This window comes from Kocuria soli, assembly GCF_003797835.1.
GTDB lineage: Bacteria > Actinomycetota > Actinomycetes > Actinomycetales > Micrococcaceae > Kocuria > Kocuria soli.
Genome location: NZ_RKMF01000003.1, coordinates 90,253 through 104,972 on the forward strand (window position 1 = coordinate 90,253; position 14,720 = coordinate 104,972).

Consider the following 14,720-nt stretch of genomic DNA (forward strand, 5'->3'; position numbering starts at 1 on the left):
CATGAATCTCTGGAAGAAAGCTCGTTCAAAGAACTCTGATCTTCCGAAACATGAACGAGGGCTGTCGGCTAGATTAGAAGCCACTCTCTATCCCTCTTGGTCGAGGAGTGATGCCAAGAGTGCAATGCCATGGGTTGATAGAGAAGGAATTCAGCAAGAAATACACAAACTCACATCTAACTCAGACTACAAATGGAGTAAATCACAAATATTCAAATTCTCCTTTGGTGGGGTCCTTGGCGCCATAGTCTGGCTTGGGGTGTCATTGGCGATTCTATCGGGCACCCTGGAACCAGTGGTCTGGTTTGACCGGGATACTATTTCGGCATATATGTATGCCGTGTACGGAGCTGAGGAGATCTATAGAATACCCTCAATCCTGATTGCCTTAGTTGGTATTCAAGTTACTTTTGTGATTGCTACTGCACTCCAGGAGCTTCCAGCACGTGAAGCGTTATCCGACCAGGACAGCAATCAGGCAAAACTCGAGCCGCTGCAGGCATTCCTTGGAGTTGGGATCAGTGTCTTCTCCTGCTATTTTCTAGTTCTCGAATTCGTCAACGCCCTATCGGGGGTAATCAATGGGCAGCTCGCGTCTATTGACATTTTACGAGGCTTCATTTACGCGATGCTATTTTCTATAGCATTCGCGCTCATGAATATCAGACGTGCAACTCCTCTGACAAGAGCAGATCAGTGGGGGTCGCTAGAGGAGTACCATCAGCGATACGCGGAGTCAATGTCGAAGCTGAATAAGACTTGGTCGAACATGTCCTGGCCTCGCCGTGTGGCTGTGAAGTTGGGGCTGTCCGCATGGGGATTTGTCTTGGTATTTCTGACTTTCGTAATACCGGTAGCCATAATTCTGATAGGTATGCCAGAAAGCGCTCGTGCTGCCGTGCCGCTGCTGATACCCTTCGAGGTATTGATCGGCGTGTGGTGTTTTTTCTGGAGATATTATAATACGGTTGGGATGCCTGACGGTAACAATCCGGTTGGTCGCACCATGGACAACCTTCTCATAGTGTACCTCCTTGTGTCCGTGGGAGTCTCCCTAGTTTTGATGATGGTGATGATGATTGGACAGGTTCATCTGGTGTTGATTCTGTGCTTGGGGGTGCATGGTTTCGCTGTATCAGTTGTCGCGTGGGTTAGACAGAGAGCTTCTCCGAATTCCCGACGCCGGATAAATGGTAGGGGCGGCAGGACTTTACGGAAAGTCGACGAACTGAAATTTGAAACAGAAGTCGCATTCGATAAGCTTAGTAAAGCTAGAGAAAAATAGAGCGAATTAATGTCGAGTGAATCAATGACGTGCAATTCCTTAATGGCGATCGTTCGCCCTATGCCGGTTGCACCCTGATCCCATGACCCACCACCTCATCCTCGCCGGATGCGGCGACCTCGGCACCGAGCTCGGGCGCCGGATGACCCAGAAGGGCTGGCAAGCCACCGGTGTCCGCCGCTCCACGGACAAGCTCCCGGAGAGCGTCGTTCCCATCGGCATGGACCTGACCAATCCGGGCGACCGCGCGCTCCCACACGCAGACGCCGTCGTCATCACCCTGACGGCCCGGGCGCGGGAAATTGACGAATACCGCAGCACCTACATCGGCGCACTCCACGGCCTGCGTAGCGCGCTGGACAAAGGCGGGAGTAACCCGCAGCGCGTGCTTCTGGTCTCGAGCACCGCGGTGCTCGGGGACCCGGACGGGCAGACCCTCACGGAAGACGCAACACCAAACCCCCAAAGGCCCACCGCCAAGGTGCTCCTGGAGGCCGAACACTTGGCTCAGGAGCTGTTTCCCAACGTGAGCATCATCCGCCCGGCGGGGATCTACGGACCTGGCAGGTCATCGTTCATCGGCCGGGTGCGTAATGGCGAACCCATGAACCACCGCAAGATCACCAACCGCATCCACCGGGATGACCTGGTCACAGTCCTGGAACGCGTGCTGGAAGCCGACCGACCGCCGTCGTTGCTGCACGCAGTGGACACGGAACCGGCGCCCATGGGCGATGTGGCCGCCTACGTCGCGGGGCTGCTCAACGTGCCAGTCCCGCCGGACAAACCCGGGGGCCCACAAGGCAAGGCCCTGGACAGCGCACGGATGCAGGAACTCGTGGGAATCCTCCGGTACCCGACCTACCGCGAGGGCTACTCCGCACTGCTGACCTGACCGGTTGCTAGGGCGGCCGTGAGGTTGCCGCAACGCAACCGGGCGCAGCCGGGCACGAGGGGTCGATGCAATATCCTGGAGACAGTCCATTGGACCCGTCGAAGGAGACGAGATGCGCGCCCTGCAGTACGTGGAGATCGGCAAGCCGCCCCAGGTGGTGGAGATCGACAAGCCCACGCCCGCCCCGGGCGAGGTCCTGCTCAAGGTCACCGCAGCCGGTGCCTGCCACTCGGACGAATTCATCATGTCCCTGCCCGAAGACCAGTACATCTACGGTCTGCCGCTCACCCTCGGCCACGAGGGCGTGGGCATCGTGGAGGAACTCGGCGAGGGTGCCACGGGCGTGAAGGTGGGCGACGCCGTCGCCGTCTACGGCCCGTGGGGCTGTGGCGCGTGCAAGAAGTGCCAGGAAGGCCACGAGCAGTACTGCCCGCACGCGGCCGAACTCGGCATCGCCCCTCCCGGGCTCGGCAGCCCGGGTTCCATGGCGGAGTACATGATCGTCAAGTCCCCGCGGCATCTGGTCCCGATCGGTGACCTGGACCCCGTGGCCGCCGTGGCGCTCACCGATGCCGGCCTGACCCCCTACCACGCGATCAAGTCCGTCATGCCGCGCCTTTCCGGCGCCTCTTGGGTGGTCACGATCGGCGCCGGCGGCCTGGGTCACATGGCCATTCAGCTGCTCAAGGTCATGACCGGTGCCTCCGTCATCACCTTGGACGTCAACGAGGAAAAGCTCGCGTTCGCCCGGGAGATGGGCGCGGATCACACGGCCCTCTCGGACGAGAACGCCCCCGAGGAGATCCGGAAGATCACCGGCGGCGCCATGGCCGACGTGGTGTTGGACTTCGTGGGCATCCAGCCGACCGTGGAGACCGCGGGCAAGTGCGTGCACACGGAGTCGGAGATCGTGATCGTCGGCGTGGGCAACGGTGCCCTGCCCGTCGGCATCTTCACCCTCCCCTACGAAACCGTGGTGCGCGCGCCCTACTGGGGTTACCGCCAGGAACTGGCCGAAGTGGTTGACCTGGCTCGCCGCGGCAAGATCACGGTGGAGACTGAGACCTTCCCGCTGGACGAGGGCTTCAAGGCCTACGAGCGCATGCACGAAGGCTCGCTGCGCGGCCGCGCCGTCGTGGTGCCGTAACCGCAGGACCAAGCAGGGGGGCGACGGCGGAACTCACGTTCCGCCGTCGCCCCTTCGCCATCCGTGGCTCGGGGCTGTTCGCGGGTACAGGAATTCGGCAGCGCACTGGGTTCCCGGACGTACCGTGGAGGAAAAGCTCGCTGTCGACCTGAACAGCGCAGCCGCAGCAAGCCGTCGAAAGGATCCGTGATGGACCAGAACCAGGACCGCACCCCCACCGCCGACCAGGCCGAGGACAACGCGTTCTTCCCCTCGCCGTATTCGCTGTCCCAATACACCGCCAGCCGCACGGACTTCGACGGCCTGGGCACCGACCAGAAGTACGACGGCGGCCGCTGGAAGGTGCTGGTGGTGGCCACGGACGAGCGGTACATGCTCATGCAGAACGGCACGTTCTTCTCCACCGGCAACCACCCCGTGGAGACCCTGTTGCCCCTGCACCACATCGCGGAAGCGGGCTACGGCATCGATGTCGCCACGGTCAGCGGCGGACCCGGCAAGTTCGAGTGGTGGGCCTTCCCCCACGACGACGACGCCGTCAAAGCCGCCTGGCAGCTCACCCAAGAGAGCTTCAAGTCGCCCAAGAAGCTGGCTGACGTGCTGGAAAGCGGTCTGGACGACTACGCTGCCATCTTCATCCCCGGCGGTCACGGGGCCATGAACGGCCTTCCCGCCAGCCCGGAACTGGGCAAGGCCTTGGAGTTCTTCCTGGCCAACGACCGCCTGGTCATCAGCCTGTGCCACGGCCCTGCGGGACTGTTGGCTGCGGGTCTTGGTGGTGACTCCAACCCGTTCGCCGGGTACAAGATCGTGGCGTTCCCGGACGCCCTGGACTTCGGGCCCAACGTGGAGATCGGCTACCTGCCCGGCAAGATGCCGTGGGCCTTGGGCGAGGCGTTGCAGGAGGCCGGTGTCGAGGTCACCAACTCGGACATGTCCGGGGCGACCACCCGTGACCGCAACCTGCTGACGGGGGACAGCCCCTTGGCCGCCAACCAGCTGGGCAAGGAATCCGCCGCTGCGTTGTTGGAGGTTTTCGGGGACTGAAGCCCTGCCCGCCGGCCCGTGCCGTCCGGAAACGGGTCAGTCGATCGGCCAGGTTCGCCGGTGATCCGCGAGGTCCAGGATGGCCGCGCGGTCGTCCACGGGCGGATAGATCCACTCGGTGTTGATCTGCGACTTGAGGGTCTTGGCCTCCTGCCCGGTCATCTGCACCTGACGGTCCCATCCCGTGGTGAACACGGCATCACCGGGGCCGAGGTCCAAGCACGTCACGTACTGATCCGGGGCGAACTCCACGGGCTCGAGCCCCAGGAGATCCGCTGCCACGTTGTACCCGGCGTGCTTGCCGAGCGGCACAGCGTGCTGGCAGGCCTGCATGGCAAGGTGGTCAGGGTCGGCCTGGGCCGCTGCACAGTCACCCGTGGCGTACACGTCCGGGACGCCCACCACCTTCAGGTTCCGGTCCACGGACAGGCGCCCCAGCCGGTCCTTCTCGGCGGGGATCTGCTCCGTGAGGGCGCTGGCCTTCATGCCCGCCGTCCAGATGACCGTGGCGGCAGGAATGGCCTCGCCGTCGGTCAGTACGACGCCGTCGGCCGTCACCGATTCCACGGAGGCCGCCTGGCGCACCTCCACGCCGTGCCGCTCGAGTGCTGCGGCAATGGTGGTGCGCGGGCCCTCGCCCAAGGGTGCCGCCAGCTCCTCTGCACGATCGACCAGAATCACGCGCACGGGCTGGCCGCCCGCAACACGCTCCAACCGTGACGGAAGTTCCGTGGCCACTTCCAGACCCGTGAACCCTCCACCGACGACGACGGCCGTGAACTGACCCGGGTGCCCCTGGAACGTGTCCAGGCGGTTGATGTGGGAGTGGAGACGAGCCGCGGACGGCATGGTGTCGACGTCGAACAGGTGCTCTGCCCCGGGAATCTGGGGGCGGACAAGGGAACTGCCGGCAGCCATGACCAGGCGGTCGTAGGGCAGTTCGATGTGGCGCCCTTCCCGATCCAGCGCGGTCACGGTGTGGGCGTCGGTGTCGATGCCCGTTACTGTGGCCGCGATTCGATCGACGTCGATCGGCCCCAGCACGCGGTCCAGGGCCACTCGCATGGTCTCCGGGTTGTCCTCGTAGAGACGTGGGCGGATCACCATGTCGTCATTCGGTGCGACGACCGTGACGTGTACGGGTTCTCCGGTGCCCTCCGATTCGGCGAGGCGGGTGACTCCCGCCGCAGTCCACACTCCGGCGAACCCGCCCCCGATGACAACGACTCTGGACATCATGACCCCCAACTATGTCAGTACTTGCTGACCTGGTGCTATACAGCCGGTGACACCCTACGCCGCCGACAACCCCGCTGGGGCCGGTCAGCAGCCGGCTCCGGCAGGGTTCTCGTTGCAGTCATCGGCGTAGTTGCGGACTTTCGCTCGCCACACGCTCACATCCACCGGGGCGCTGTCCACGGTGGAGGTCCCGTCGACGGCGAGCCAGGGCCCGCCGGCCACGGAGTACTCGCCCTCGAAGGTGGTGGACAAGCCGACCTGGACGTCCCCGGTCTCCGTGTAACGGTGGCTCGTGTCCGTCTCGAGGTCCCATTCGTTCTCGTCCAGCGGGTACCCGGTCAACTGCGTGGGGCCCAGGGTGGCTCCGTCCCCGTAGTCCCAGGTGTATTCGATCGGGTAGACCCTCACTGTCACGGGATATCCGGCCAGAGTGGTGGTGAACTCCTGGGCTTCAGCTTCCGCATAGACGTTGGTGTTGTAGTTGACCAGCGTGTGCGGGGCGGGTTCCACCACCGAGGTCGCAGCAGCGATGTCCAGGCGTTGCAGGTCTTCGACGGTGAACACCGGGATGGGCATGGACCCTGAGTCCGGGACCTCACCGGCGGGCAGGCACAACGGGCGGGACACCCGCTGGGTGTCGGACTTGCCGGGGCCCTCGGCGAACTCGACGTAGTAGTTCTGCCCGGTGCCGCCGTCGGCCATGGTGCAGGACTCTTCTTCCTGGCAGGCCTCCTGGTCTTTCGCGTCCGCGCAGGTGTCCACCACGGAGTACTGACCGGAACCGGCATCGGGCAACTTGCCACGAACCCCGGAGTTCTCCCGGTCCTCATCCATCACGGTGGTCGTGTACTGCACCAGCGAGGACTCGTAGTCCAGAAGGCTCAACGGTTCCCCGCCGCCCGCCGACTCCGCAGAAGCCACTGCCTCCTCCGCGATTTCGATCTCCATCGACCCGCCGGAAGATCCCGAAGAGCCCGGGGACCCGCCTTGGGAGTCCGAACCCCGCACCACCACGGACCCGCCGTCGGCTTGGGCGCTGGTGACTGGGTTGTTGGAGTAGCTATAGGGGGTGGAGTAGAAACCGTCCTTCTCGTCTGCCGACGCCTGTGGCAGGCCGCAGACAACGACAGCTATTAGGGTGGCTAGTCCGGCTGCGCCCGAGCGTTTCACGATGATCCCAGGGGAGCAGTGGTGACGTAGGTCCACTGGCCTTCCCGATAGTCCAGGTGAACCAGGATGCGATCTTCGCTCCCGTCCTCACCACGGGCTTCTTGGACCACTTGACCCTTGTCGTCCCAGATTGTGATGTCGTCAGCCTCGATGCTGATTTCAGGGGCGTAGAGGCCATACGAGTCAACGGGAAGGTCTTCGCTGAGAATGGTGAATTTCTCGTACCCTTCGGATGCCCAGCCACCTGCCTCGTAATGGGAGTCCAGATTGTCGTAATGCTCCGTGCACGAGTAGCACTCTTCCGCGGTGACCTCGCGGGCCAGCGAGGTGTCCCCGGTCTGTTGCGCATAGGCCCGCGCATCCGAGAGGTAGTCGAGGAACGCCTGGGCGCCTTCCACGGATTCTTCGTCGGCCAGGTCCGGTTTGGTGGGCTTGGGGACATTCTTGGCCGGGCCCTCGGAGGAGGCCGGAACGTATTCGTCCTTGGCAGGGGCCGATGACGCCGCAGCGGCAGAGGTGGTTGTTTCCGTGGGGGCCGGGTCGCCTCCGTCGTCGTCGTTGTTGCACGCGGTCAGGACCCCCGAGAAAAGGAGGACGGCGGACGCACTCAGCACAGCGAAACGACGGGACACAGCGGGGCCTCCTGCACACGATCAACATGACCCCGGCGTATGTGAGTCAGGTCTCACCAGGGTGAACGTGCCTTGACCCTAAGCAACCGGCCGCCCCTCAGGGAACTCTCGCCGCCAAACTGTGGAAAAGCGCCCTCGAATCACCGTCACGCACTGTCATCACACCCGAAATCATGAACCCCGACGCACGTCACCGCAGGTCCGCGGGGAGCTCCTCCAGCAGTCGCAGCCACAGTTCGGAGGCCGTGGGGAAACTCGGAATGGCGTGCCGGAGCACGTGAACCGGAACGGCGCCCGCGATGGCCACGGTGGCCGCGTGCAGTTGTTCCGCGGCGTCGGGACCCACGAACGTCGCGCCCACCAATGCACCGGTCCGTCGATCCACCACGATCTTGGCCGCCCCACGCACGGTGTCCCGGAGCAGGGCAGTCCCGGCTGCGGAGTTGTACGGCACCTGGGAGACCGCAACGTCCACGTCGTCCGCACATGCCTGCGCCTCGGTGCGCCCCACCGTGGCAGCCTGCGGCTGCGTGAACACGGCTTGCGGAACGGGAATCACATCCGGTGCAGGGCGATCATTGCGGCCCCCGGCATCGGCGGCCAGCCGGGTTCCCAGAACCCGCGCGTGGTATTTCCCCACGTGAGTGAGGGGAGCGGTGCCGCCGGCGTCTCCGACGGCGTGGAGCCAGGCGGGCAGGGCGCCGGACAGGACGTCCGCCGGAGTGAGTCCCACGGCGTCCAGACCGACTGACTCCAGGGCGGGGCGTCGGCCCGTTGCCGCCAGGACCTCATCGGCTTCCAGCGCGGAATCGTCGCTCAAGGACAGTGTCACCGGCCCGCCGTGGATCCTCCCCAATCCCGTGGCGGCCGGACCCTGGCGGGATGCCCAGGCCACTTCGGTCGTGAACCGCACATCCACACCGCTGTCCCGCAAGGATTCGACGACGGTCCGGCCCGCGAACTCCTCCCACCCGGACAGCAGGCGGTTGCCGCGGACCACCATGGTGACCTGCGAGCCCAGAGCGGCCATCCACGTGGCGGCCTCGCAGGCCACGACACCACCGCCGACGATCACCAGGCGTTCCGGAATCTCCTGAACTCCGGTGGCATCGCGGGATGTCCACGGTTCCACCCCGTCGAACGCCGGCGGGATCACGGGGGAACTTCCCGTGGCCAGGACCACTGCCCGCTGGGCCTCCAGCGCAACGGGGCCATCGGCGCCCTCGACCCGCACCAGGCGCTCGCCGACCAACTGCCCGTGACCGCGCACCACGGCCACGCCCGCATCCGCCGCCCAGGTGCGCTGACCGGCGTCGTCGTAGTGGGAGACCCAGGCGTCACGCCGGGCCAGGAGGCCGGAAATGTCCACGGAGGAGCCAGTGACACCCGGCAGGTCGCGCGTGGTGCTCGCGACGTCGACCGGTCGGAGCAAGGCTTTGCTGGGAATGCAGGCGTGGTAGGAACACTCGCCTCCCAGCAGCTCGTGCTCCACCAGGGTTGCGGACAGCCCACCCTCCACGGCGTACTGCGCCACGTTCTCACCCACGGGGCCGGCGCCGATCACGACGACGTCGGTGCGGATCCGCTGGTCCTGGGGTGGGGTGCTCATGCCCTTGACGCTACGCCTGCTGTCAACGACGGGCACCTGGCCCCTGAACGACGACGGTGGCCCCGTTGCTGCCTGAGCAACGGGGCCACCTCTGCCGGGGTTTCGGTCTGTCAGGGCGTCAGTTGTTCTGTGCCTCGTTCTTGACCGACTTGGCGGAGTCCTGGGCCGAATCCTTCAGGTTCCCGGCTTCTTGCTGCCCGTGGGACTTGACGTCCTGTGCGCCGGATCGGGCGGTTTCCTTCACGGACTGGGCGGCCTCCTGCGCGGGCTGCTTCATGTCCTGCGCGATGTCCTGAGCCGCGCCCTTGACGGACTGAGCCGCCTGCTGGGCGTGAGGTTGCACGCGATCCGCGGCCTGGCCCACCAGCTTCTGCTCCTTGGAACTGGAGGGCAGCAAGGAGCCAACGAGCAGACCGGCACCCAGGGCGATGAGGCCCGCGGCAAGCGGGTTGCCCTGGGTCTTGGCCTTGGCTGCACCGGGTGCGTTGCCAACCGCCTGGCGGGCCTGGTCGGCCTTCTCGCCCGCGGAATCCCGCAGGTTGCCCAACGTGTCCTCCGTGGAGGCGCGGGCGTCGTCGGCCGAGCCCATGACGCGCTCGCGGGCGTTCTGGAACTTGCCGCGCACCTTGCCCTTCTGGCGCGCCACCACGTTCTCGGGCGTGACCTTCTCGGTCACGGCGTCGACGTCGGCACCCAGTCGCAACCGCGTGGCTTCGATCTCGGCACGGATCTCTTCGGGGGTCTGCTGGCTCATGGGGTCTCCTTCGACGGATTCACGGTGTCAGGGATTTCGGTGACGGTCTGACGTGTTTGCGCCATGGGGTCGTGGGTGGCCTGCTGCAACGTCTTCTGGCCGCGGTCCAGGTTCTTCTTGCCGATCATGGCCAGGACCCCGGCGATCACGCCCCAGAGGACGGCGACGATCAGCGCCGCCAACGCCAGGTTCATGACGTTGCCCAGCGCCCACATGATCGCGAGGGACAGGAACAGGAGGACGAAGTGGCCGGCAACTCCGGCCCCGCCCAGCATCCCCGCACCCTTGCCCATGACCTTTGCGGAGTCCTTGGTCTTGTTGGCCGTCTGCGTGACCTCGGCCTTGGCCAGGGCGATTTCCTGGTGGATCAAGGTGGTGAGGTTGGTGCTCAGAGACTTGAACATGTCTCCCAGGGATTCACGCTCCGCGCGGACCTGGGTCTCTGACGGGGGCACTGGGTGGCTCATCGGGCCTGTCCCTCCTGTCCCGTGGTGTCGGACTCCGCGGTGCCGAAGAACTCCTTGGCACCCTGGGCGTCGGTGGGAACCTCGTCGCTGTCCTTGGCGCCACGGGTGGCACGTCCGGCCAGCAGACCGATGCCGACGGCCAACGCCAGGAACGTGCCGGGGCGGCGGGAGGCGAAACGGCGGACATCACCCAGAAGTTCTTGGGGGTCCTTGTTCTCCAGGGCCGACGCGAACGAGTCCGCGTACCCGGAAAGGCCGCCGAGGGCGCCACCCACGTAATTCGACTGGGGCTGCTCACCGCGGGAGATGGCACCGATTTCGTCACTGATGGACCGGGCGGTGGACGCTGCCCGCTCCTGCTGGGGACCCACGTAGCCCTGCACGTCGCCCTTCAGTTGACCGAAGAGATCCTGGGCCTGGTTGACGGCCTCGTCCTTGACGTTGCCTGCCTTGTCCTTGGCCGTTTCGGCCACGCGCTCACCGGATCCGGCGGCCTGGTTCTTGAGTTGGTTGGCCTCGTTCTTGCTCTTCTGGGCCACAACATCCTTGGTGTTCGACTCGTCGTTCACGCGAGTTGCTCCGGTGTCTCGGGGTGTGGGACGAGCATTGGGATGGTTGCTCACGGTGGGTCCTTTCTGAGACGCAAGTGACGACAGTAAGCATACATATCATCTCTGGGTCAGGACCGGTCCAGGGCGAGAGCGTTCAGGCTCGGATGTGCCGCTGGTGGTCAGGGGCCTGCGGAATCGGACCACTTCTCTGAGCAGCACGGGTCCGCGGGAGACTGCCACGGTTGTGATCGGGATGGCCACCAGGCTCACGGCCAGTGCCCACCACATGCCGACGTGCGGAGCCAGAAGCACGAAACTCACCAGGTACACCACTGTGGCGGGAATGGAGGTCAGGGTTCCGCGGGTCAGTTCCACGGCATTGCCCACCCCTTCCGCGTGGTGGACGGCTGGGCACATGACCATGAGGATCGTGGGCAGGGAGGCCACGGCGCCTGCGAGTGCAGTGCCCAGGTAGGGCTGCAAGGAGGACACCGTCACCACGGTCACGCAGGCCATTCCCATGCGCAGCGGGAGGTCCCACCGCCGATTCCGGGCCGGGGTCAGTTCCCCCGTGACCGCCGGCCAGGTCAACAGTCCGGCCAGGATGACCACCAGGGCCAACCCCGCCACGACCATGGGCGCCCCAAGCGCCACGGTGGCCAGCCCCAGGACGGCGGCGACCGCCAGTGCGGCAACCATTGAACTCAAGGCTCCCAGGCGGGGCCCGGTGCGGGGGTAGGCAATGCAGAAGAGCGCGCACGTCAACTGGCCGGTGATTGCGCCGGTGGCGGTGACCACCGCGGACTCCAGGCCCAGCATGAGGTACATCGTCGGCATGAACGGCAGAGCCGTGGTGGGCAGCCCGATGAAGAAGCCACCCGCGCGCGGGCCCAGGCGGCGAGCGATCAGGGTTGCGATCAGGATGATGAGCGGCGCGAGTGCCACCTTGACGAAGAGGAGGTCCATGGCCCGAACGGTACGCAACAAAGACCCGATTTATACGCCGGATCATCGAGTGCAATAGAGCTGTTGGTGAGAGAATCTCACCAAGTTTCGAGTTTCGGGGAGGATTTCTCAATCATGGCATTGGACGGCATCGATCGAGCCATCATCGGAGAACTCTCGCGGGACGGACGCGCGTCCTACCAGCAGCTGTCCCAAGCGGTCGGCCTGGCGCCGAACACCGTGGCCGACCGCATGAGACGGCTGCGTGAAAGCGGGGTCATCACGGGCAGCACCGTGGTGATCGACGAACGTGCCCTGGGTATGGAGCTCGGCGTCCTCAGCGACATCAAACTTCACGACGGCGTCTCCCGGGTCGAGTTCGCCGAATCCCTCACCAAGGTGCCCCAGGTCATCGGCGCCCTGCGCTTGACAGGGGAGTACGACTACCAACTCCACATCGTCTGCTCCGGGGCGTCCGAGCTGGAGTCGGTGATCGAGGTCCTCAAGTCCGAGTACGACGTCGCCTCTGTGAACTCGCGCCTGATCCTCCGCGAGGTCCCGGTGGACAAGGCCAAGCTGCTGGAGGTCGTGCCCTGACCCCTCGGGGGCGGTCAGCGCGCCCAGACCCGGTGCCGGGACAGGGCGGAGCGCAAGGCCGGCAGCGCCTCCCCGGTACTGGCGATACGCGAGGTGCCCTCGTACTCCCGGTCCAGCCCGATGGCGACGGCAGCCTCCATCGCTGAGTCGAGCACCGCGACCGCCTTGCCCTGCCGCTGGAGTTCTCCGAACATCACGCCCACGGCGGGCTCGGGTTCGGCGGGCAGGTCCACGACCACTGCGGCGTCGAACTCGATGGAGCGGGCGGTGAAGTAGGTGCGGGCGATGGCCACGGCACCGTCCTCGCCGCCCAGGGGCTCGCCGGTGGGGGCGACCACCAAGGGCACCAAGCCGGCGTCGAAGATCTGGTCCACCAGGGCGCCCACCGCGTGGGGGTCGGATTCCTCGCACGTGAGCACCGCGATCTGGCGACCGCTCACGGGCCATTCGCTTCCCACCTGGGACAGGGCGGGGCTGACGTCCACCGGGTCCAAATCCAAAGGCCCGGGGGCGGGAAGCCCCAGCTTGGCCGCCACCGATTCGGCCAACTCCTGGTCCACCTGGGTCAGTACGTCCACGGCACGTTGCCGGATCACCGGTTCGTAGCACTTGGCCAGTTCGAACGCGTATGCCGAGGCCGTGTGCTCCTGCTCCACCGGTGCCAGGCTGCGGTAGAACAGCCGCGCCTGGGAGAAGTGGTCCTCGAAGCTCGCGGGCTTCTCCCGCGTGGCCTCGCCCTTGATCGCGACGGGGACGTCGATCAAAGCGCCCTGGTCCGCACCGGCAAAGAACGGGCAGCCACCGTCCAAGGAATTCGGCTTGTACGGTGCCACGCCCGCATGCACAGCACTCTGGTGCATGCCGTCGCGCTGCATGTCATTGACCTGGGCGTGGGGCCGATTGACGGGGAGCTGGGCGAAGTTCGGGCCACCCAGGCGACTGATCTGGGTGTCCAGGTAGGAGAACAGGCGGCCCTGCAGCAGCGGGTCGGCGGTGACGTCGATGCCCGGGACCAGATGACCGGGGTGGAAGGCCACCTGCTCGGTCTCCGCGAAGTAGTTGGTCGGGTTCTTGGTCAACGTCATGGTCCCGATGATCTTCACGGGGGCCAGCTCTTCCGGAACGATCTTGGTGGGGTCCAGCAGATCGATGCCTTCGAACATCTGGTCCTCGGTGTCCGGGAACACCTGAACTCCCAAGTCCCATTCGGGGAGGGCACCGGACTCGATGGCGTCCGCCAGGTCGCGGCGGTGGAAGTCCGGATCCATGCCTCCTGCGATCTGGGCCTCCTCCCACACCATCGAGTGCACCCCCAGCCGGGGCTTCCAATGGAACTTGACCAGGCTGGTGGTGCCGTCGTCGTTGCTCATGCGGAAGGTGTGGATGCCGAAGCCCTCCATCATGCGGTAGGAGCGCGGGATGCCGCGGTCGGACATGTTCCACAGCGTGTGTGCGGTGGCTTCCGTGTGGAGCGTGACGAAGTCCCAGAAGGTGTCGTGGGCGCTTTGGGCCTGCGGGATCTCCCGGGTGGGGTGGGGTTTGGCGGCGTGGACGACGTCGGGGAACTTGATGGCGTCCTGGATGAAGAACACGGGGATGTTGTTGCCCACCAGATCCCAGGTGCCCTGATCCGTGTAGAACTTGACGGCGAAACCGCGGGTGTCGCGGACGGTGTCGGCGGAACCGCGGGAGCCCAGGACCGTGGAGAAGCGCACGAAGACCTCTGTCTCCTTGCCCTGGTCGAACACGCTCGCCCGGCAGATGGACTTGGCGGCCCCGTTGGCGCGGAACACCCCGTGGGCCGCGGCACCGCGGGCGTGGACCACACGCTCGGGGATGCGTTCGTGGTCGAAGTGGGTGATCTTCTCCCGGAGGTGATGGTCCTGAAGGAGTACCGGGCCGCGCTCACCGGCGCGCAAGGAGTGATCCGTGGTGGGGAGCCGTCCGCCCTGGGCGGTGGTGAGGTAGGTCGACTGCTGGGCGCGCAGCGTGGGCTCCGCCCCGGTGGAGTTTCCCGTGGCCGTCACGGTGGCGGGTGCGGCCTGATCGGAGGCGGGCGGCAGGGGTGCCTGTGGCTGAGTCGGTTCCTCGGGGGCCGGCGCCTTCGGGGCGGGGGCACCCGGGAGGGCGTGGCCGGAAGGGGTGGCTTGGCGCGGTGTGCCGTGGGTCTCTGTGGATTCGGCGCCGTTGTTCTCAGCCATGATCGCTCCTTGGGGTGGTCTCTCGCCGGTGCCTGGGGACAGGCACAAGAAGAAGGCGTGGATCGATGAATTAATCAGCCTGCTGCGTATAGACGATACGCCCTCATGTGGCGTGGCGCACCTGATCGGACGTGAAGGAGCCCCGCCGGTTCAATAACGGTCCGGGTGTAGCCTCGAAGCC

The 14,720-nt window shown here is 65.4% G+C and carries 14 protein-coding genes; 5 read left to right on the top strand and 9 right to left on the bottom strand.

All coding sequences use genetic code 11. The annotated features are described in order from the left end of the window. Position 1 precedes the first annotated feature (1 nt). From EDL96_RS03230 to hchA, 4 genes are all read left to right on the top strand, one after another. Positions 2-1,285: a hypothetical protein gene (locus EDL96_RS03230; RefSeq protein ID WP_123824386.1), complete on the top strand. Its 1,284-nt coding sequence runs from the start codon at positions 2-4 to the stop codon at positions 1,283-1,285. Positions 1,286-1,367: 82 nt separating this feature from the next. Continuing rightward, positions 1,368-2,180 carry an NAD(P)H-binding protein gene (locus EDL96_RS03235; protein WP_123824387.1) on the top strand — a complete coding sequence of 271 codons (813 nt, stop codon included), beginning with the start codon at positions 1,368-1,370 and terminating at the stop codon, positions 2,178-2,180. Between the two features lie 112 nt (positions 2,181-2,292). Then, complete coding sequence (locus EDL96_RS03240) at positions 2,293-3,327, top strand: NAD(P)-dependent alcohol dehydrogenase (RefSeq protein ID WP_123824388.1); 1,035 nt, start codon at positions 2,293-2,295, stop codon at positions 3,325-3,327. A gap of 189 nt (positions 3,328-3,516) precedes the next feature. Then, positions 3,517-4,374, top strand: coding sequence for a glyoxalase III HchA (gene hchA / locus EDL96_RS03245; protein ID WP_123824389.1), 858 nt, complete (start codon positions 3,517-3,519; stop codon positions 4,372-4,374). Between the two features lie 36 nt (positions 4,375-4,410). On the opposite strand, the gene EDL96_RS03250 is transcribed toward hchA, so the two are convergent. The 8 genes from EDL96_RS03250 to EDL96_RS03285 all read right to left on the bottom strand — a co-directional run bounded on the left by EDL96_RS03250 (position 4,411) and on the right by EDL96_RS03285 (position 11,762). After that, positions 4,411-5,613 carry an NAD(P)/FAD-dependent oxidoreductase gene (locus EDL96_RS03250; protein ID WP_199732521.1) on the bottom strand — a complete coding sequence of 401 codons (1,203 nt, stop codon included), beginning with the start codon at positions 5,611-5,613 and terminating at the stop codon, positions 4,411-4,413. An 84-nt stretch (positions 5,614-5,697) separates the two neighbouring features. Continuing rightward, a complete protein-coding gene (locus tag EDL96_RS13610) occupies positions 5,698-6,783 on the bottom strand; it encodes a hypothetical protein (RefSeq protein WP_233568648.1) in 1,086 nt (361 codons plus the stop codon). Further along, positions 6,780-7,415, bottom strand: a complete 636-nt coding sequence (locus EDL96_RS03260) for a DUF6318 family protein (protein ID WP_123824390.1) — start codon at positions 7,413-7,415, stop codon at positions 6,780-6,782. Before EDL96_RS03260 ends, EDL96_RS13610 begins: the two co-directional genes overlap by 4 nt. 190 nt (positions 7,416-7,605) lie before the next feature. Further along, positions 7,606-9,024 (bottom strand): dihydrolipoyl dehydrogenase family protein, encoded by a 1,419-nt coding sequence (locus EDL96_RS03265; RefSeq protein WP_123824391.1) that lies wholly within the window; start codon positions 9,022-9,024, stop codon positions 7,606-7,608. A gap of 118 nt (positions 9,025-9,142) precedes the next feature. After that, complete coding sequence (locus tag EDL96_RS03270; RefSeq protein WP_123824392.1) at positions 9,143-9,778, bottom strand: DUF3618 domain-containing protein; 636 nt, start codon at positions 9,776-9,778, stop codon at positions 9,143-9,145. Next, positions 9,775-10,245: a phage holin family protein gene (locus EDL96_RS03275; RefSeq protein WP_123824393.1), complete on the bottom strand. Its 471-nt coding sequence runs from the start codon at positions 10,243-10,245 to the stop codon at positions 9,775-9,777. Before EDL96_RS03275 ends, EDL96_RS03270 begins: the two co-directional genes overlap by 4 nt. Next, on the bottom strand, positions 10,242-10,868 hold the full coding sequence (locus tag EDL96_RS03280; RefSeq protein WP_123824394.1) for a hypothetical protein: 627 nt from the start codon (positions 10,866-10,868) through the stop codon (positions 10,242-10,244). The genes EDL96_RS03275 and EDL96_RS03280 overlap by 4 nt, the downstream gene beginning before the upstream one ends. A 45-nt stretch (positions 10,869-10,913) precedes the next feature. Beyond that, on the bottom strand, positions 10,914-11,762 hold the full coding sequence (locus tag EDL96_RS03285; RefSeq protein ID WP_123824395.1) for a hypothetical protein: 849 nt from the start codon (positions 11,760-11,762) through the stop codon (positions 10,914-10,916). 114 nt (positions 11,763-11,876) lie between these two features. Here EDL96_RS03285 and EDL96_RS03290 point away from each other — a divergent pair, with 114 nt between their 5' ends. Next, positions 11,877-12,338 carry an Lrp/AsnC family transcriptional regulator gene (locus tag EDL96_RS03290; protein WP_123824396.1) on the top strand — a complete coding sequence of 154 codons (462 nt, stop codon included), beginning with the start codon at positions 11,877-11,879 and terminating at the stop codon, positions 12,336-12,338. A gap of 14 nt (positions 12,339-12,352) precedes the next feature. On the opposite strand, the gene EDL96_RS03295 is transcribed toward EDL96_RS03290, so the two are convergent. Next, positions 12,353-14,539, bottom strand: coding sequence for a catalase (locus tag EDL96_RS03295; protein WP_123824397.1), 2,187 nt, complete (start codon positions 14,537-14,539; stop codon positions 12,353-12,355). Between the last annotated feature and the right edge of the window lie 181 nt (positions 14,540-14,720).

Excerpts from the sequence above, each read along its gene's own strand:
- EDL96_RS03230 (WP_123824386.1), top strand. The coding sequence starts at position 2 with ATGAATCTCTGGAAGAAAGCTCGTTCAAAGAACTCTGATCTTCCGAAA.
- EDL96_RS03235 (WP_123824387.1), top strand. The coding sequence starts at position 1,368 with ATGACCCACCACCTCATCCTCGCCGGATGCGGCGACCTCGGCACCGAG.
- EDL96_RS03240 (WP_123824388.1), top strand. The coding sequence starts at position 2,293 with ATGCGCGCCCTGCAGTACGTGGAGATCGGCAAGCCGCCCCAGGTGGTG.
- hchA (WP_123824389.1), top strand. The coding sequence starts at position 3,517 with ATGGACCAGAACCAGGACCGCACCCCCACCGCCGACCAGGCCGAGGAC.
- EDL96_RS03250 (WP_199732521.1), bottom strand. The coding sequence starts at position 5,613 with ATGATGTCCAGAGTCGTTGTCATCGGGGGCGGGTTCGCCGGAGTGTGG.
- EDL96_RS03265 (WP_123824391.1), bottom strand. The coding sequence starts at position 9,024 with ATGAGCACCCCACCCCAGGACCAGCGGATCCGCACCGACGTCGTCGTG.
- EDL96_RS03270 (WP_123824392.1), bottom strand. The coding sequence starts at position 9,778 with ATGAGCCAGCAGACCCCCGAAGAGATCCGTGCCGAGATCGAAGCCACG.
- EDL96_RS03275 (WP_123824393.1), bottom strand. The coding sequence starts at position 10,245 with ATGAGCCACCCAGTGCCCCCGTCAGAGACCCAGGTCCGCGCGGAGCGT.
- EDL96_RS03285 (WP_123824395.1), bottom strand. The coding sequence starts at position 11,762 with ATGGACCTCCTCTTCGTCAAGGTGGCACTCGCGCCGCTCATCATCCTG.
- EDL96_RS03290 (WP_123824396.1), top strand. The coding sequence starts at position 11,877 with ATGGCATTGGACGGCATCGATCGAGCCATCATCGGAGAACTCTCGCGG.
- EDL96_RS03295 (WP_123824397.1), bottom strand. The coding sequence starts at position 14,539 with ATGGCTGAGAACAACGGCGCCGAATCCACAGAGACCCACGGCACACCG.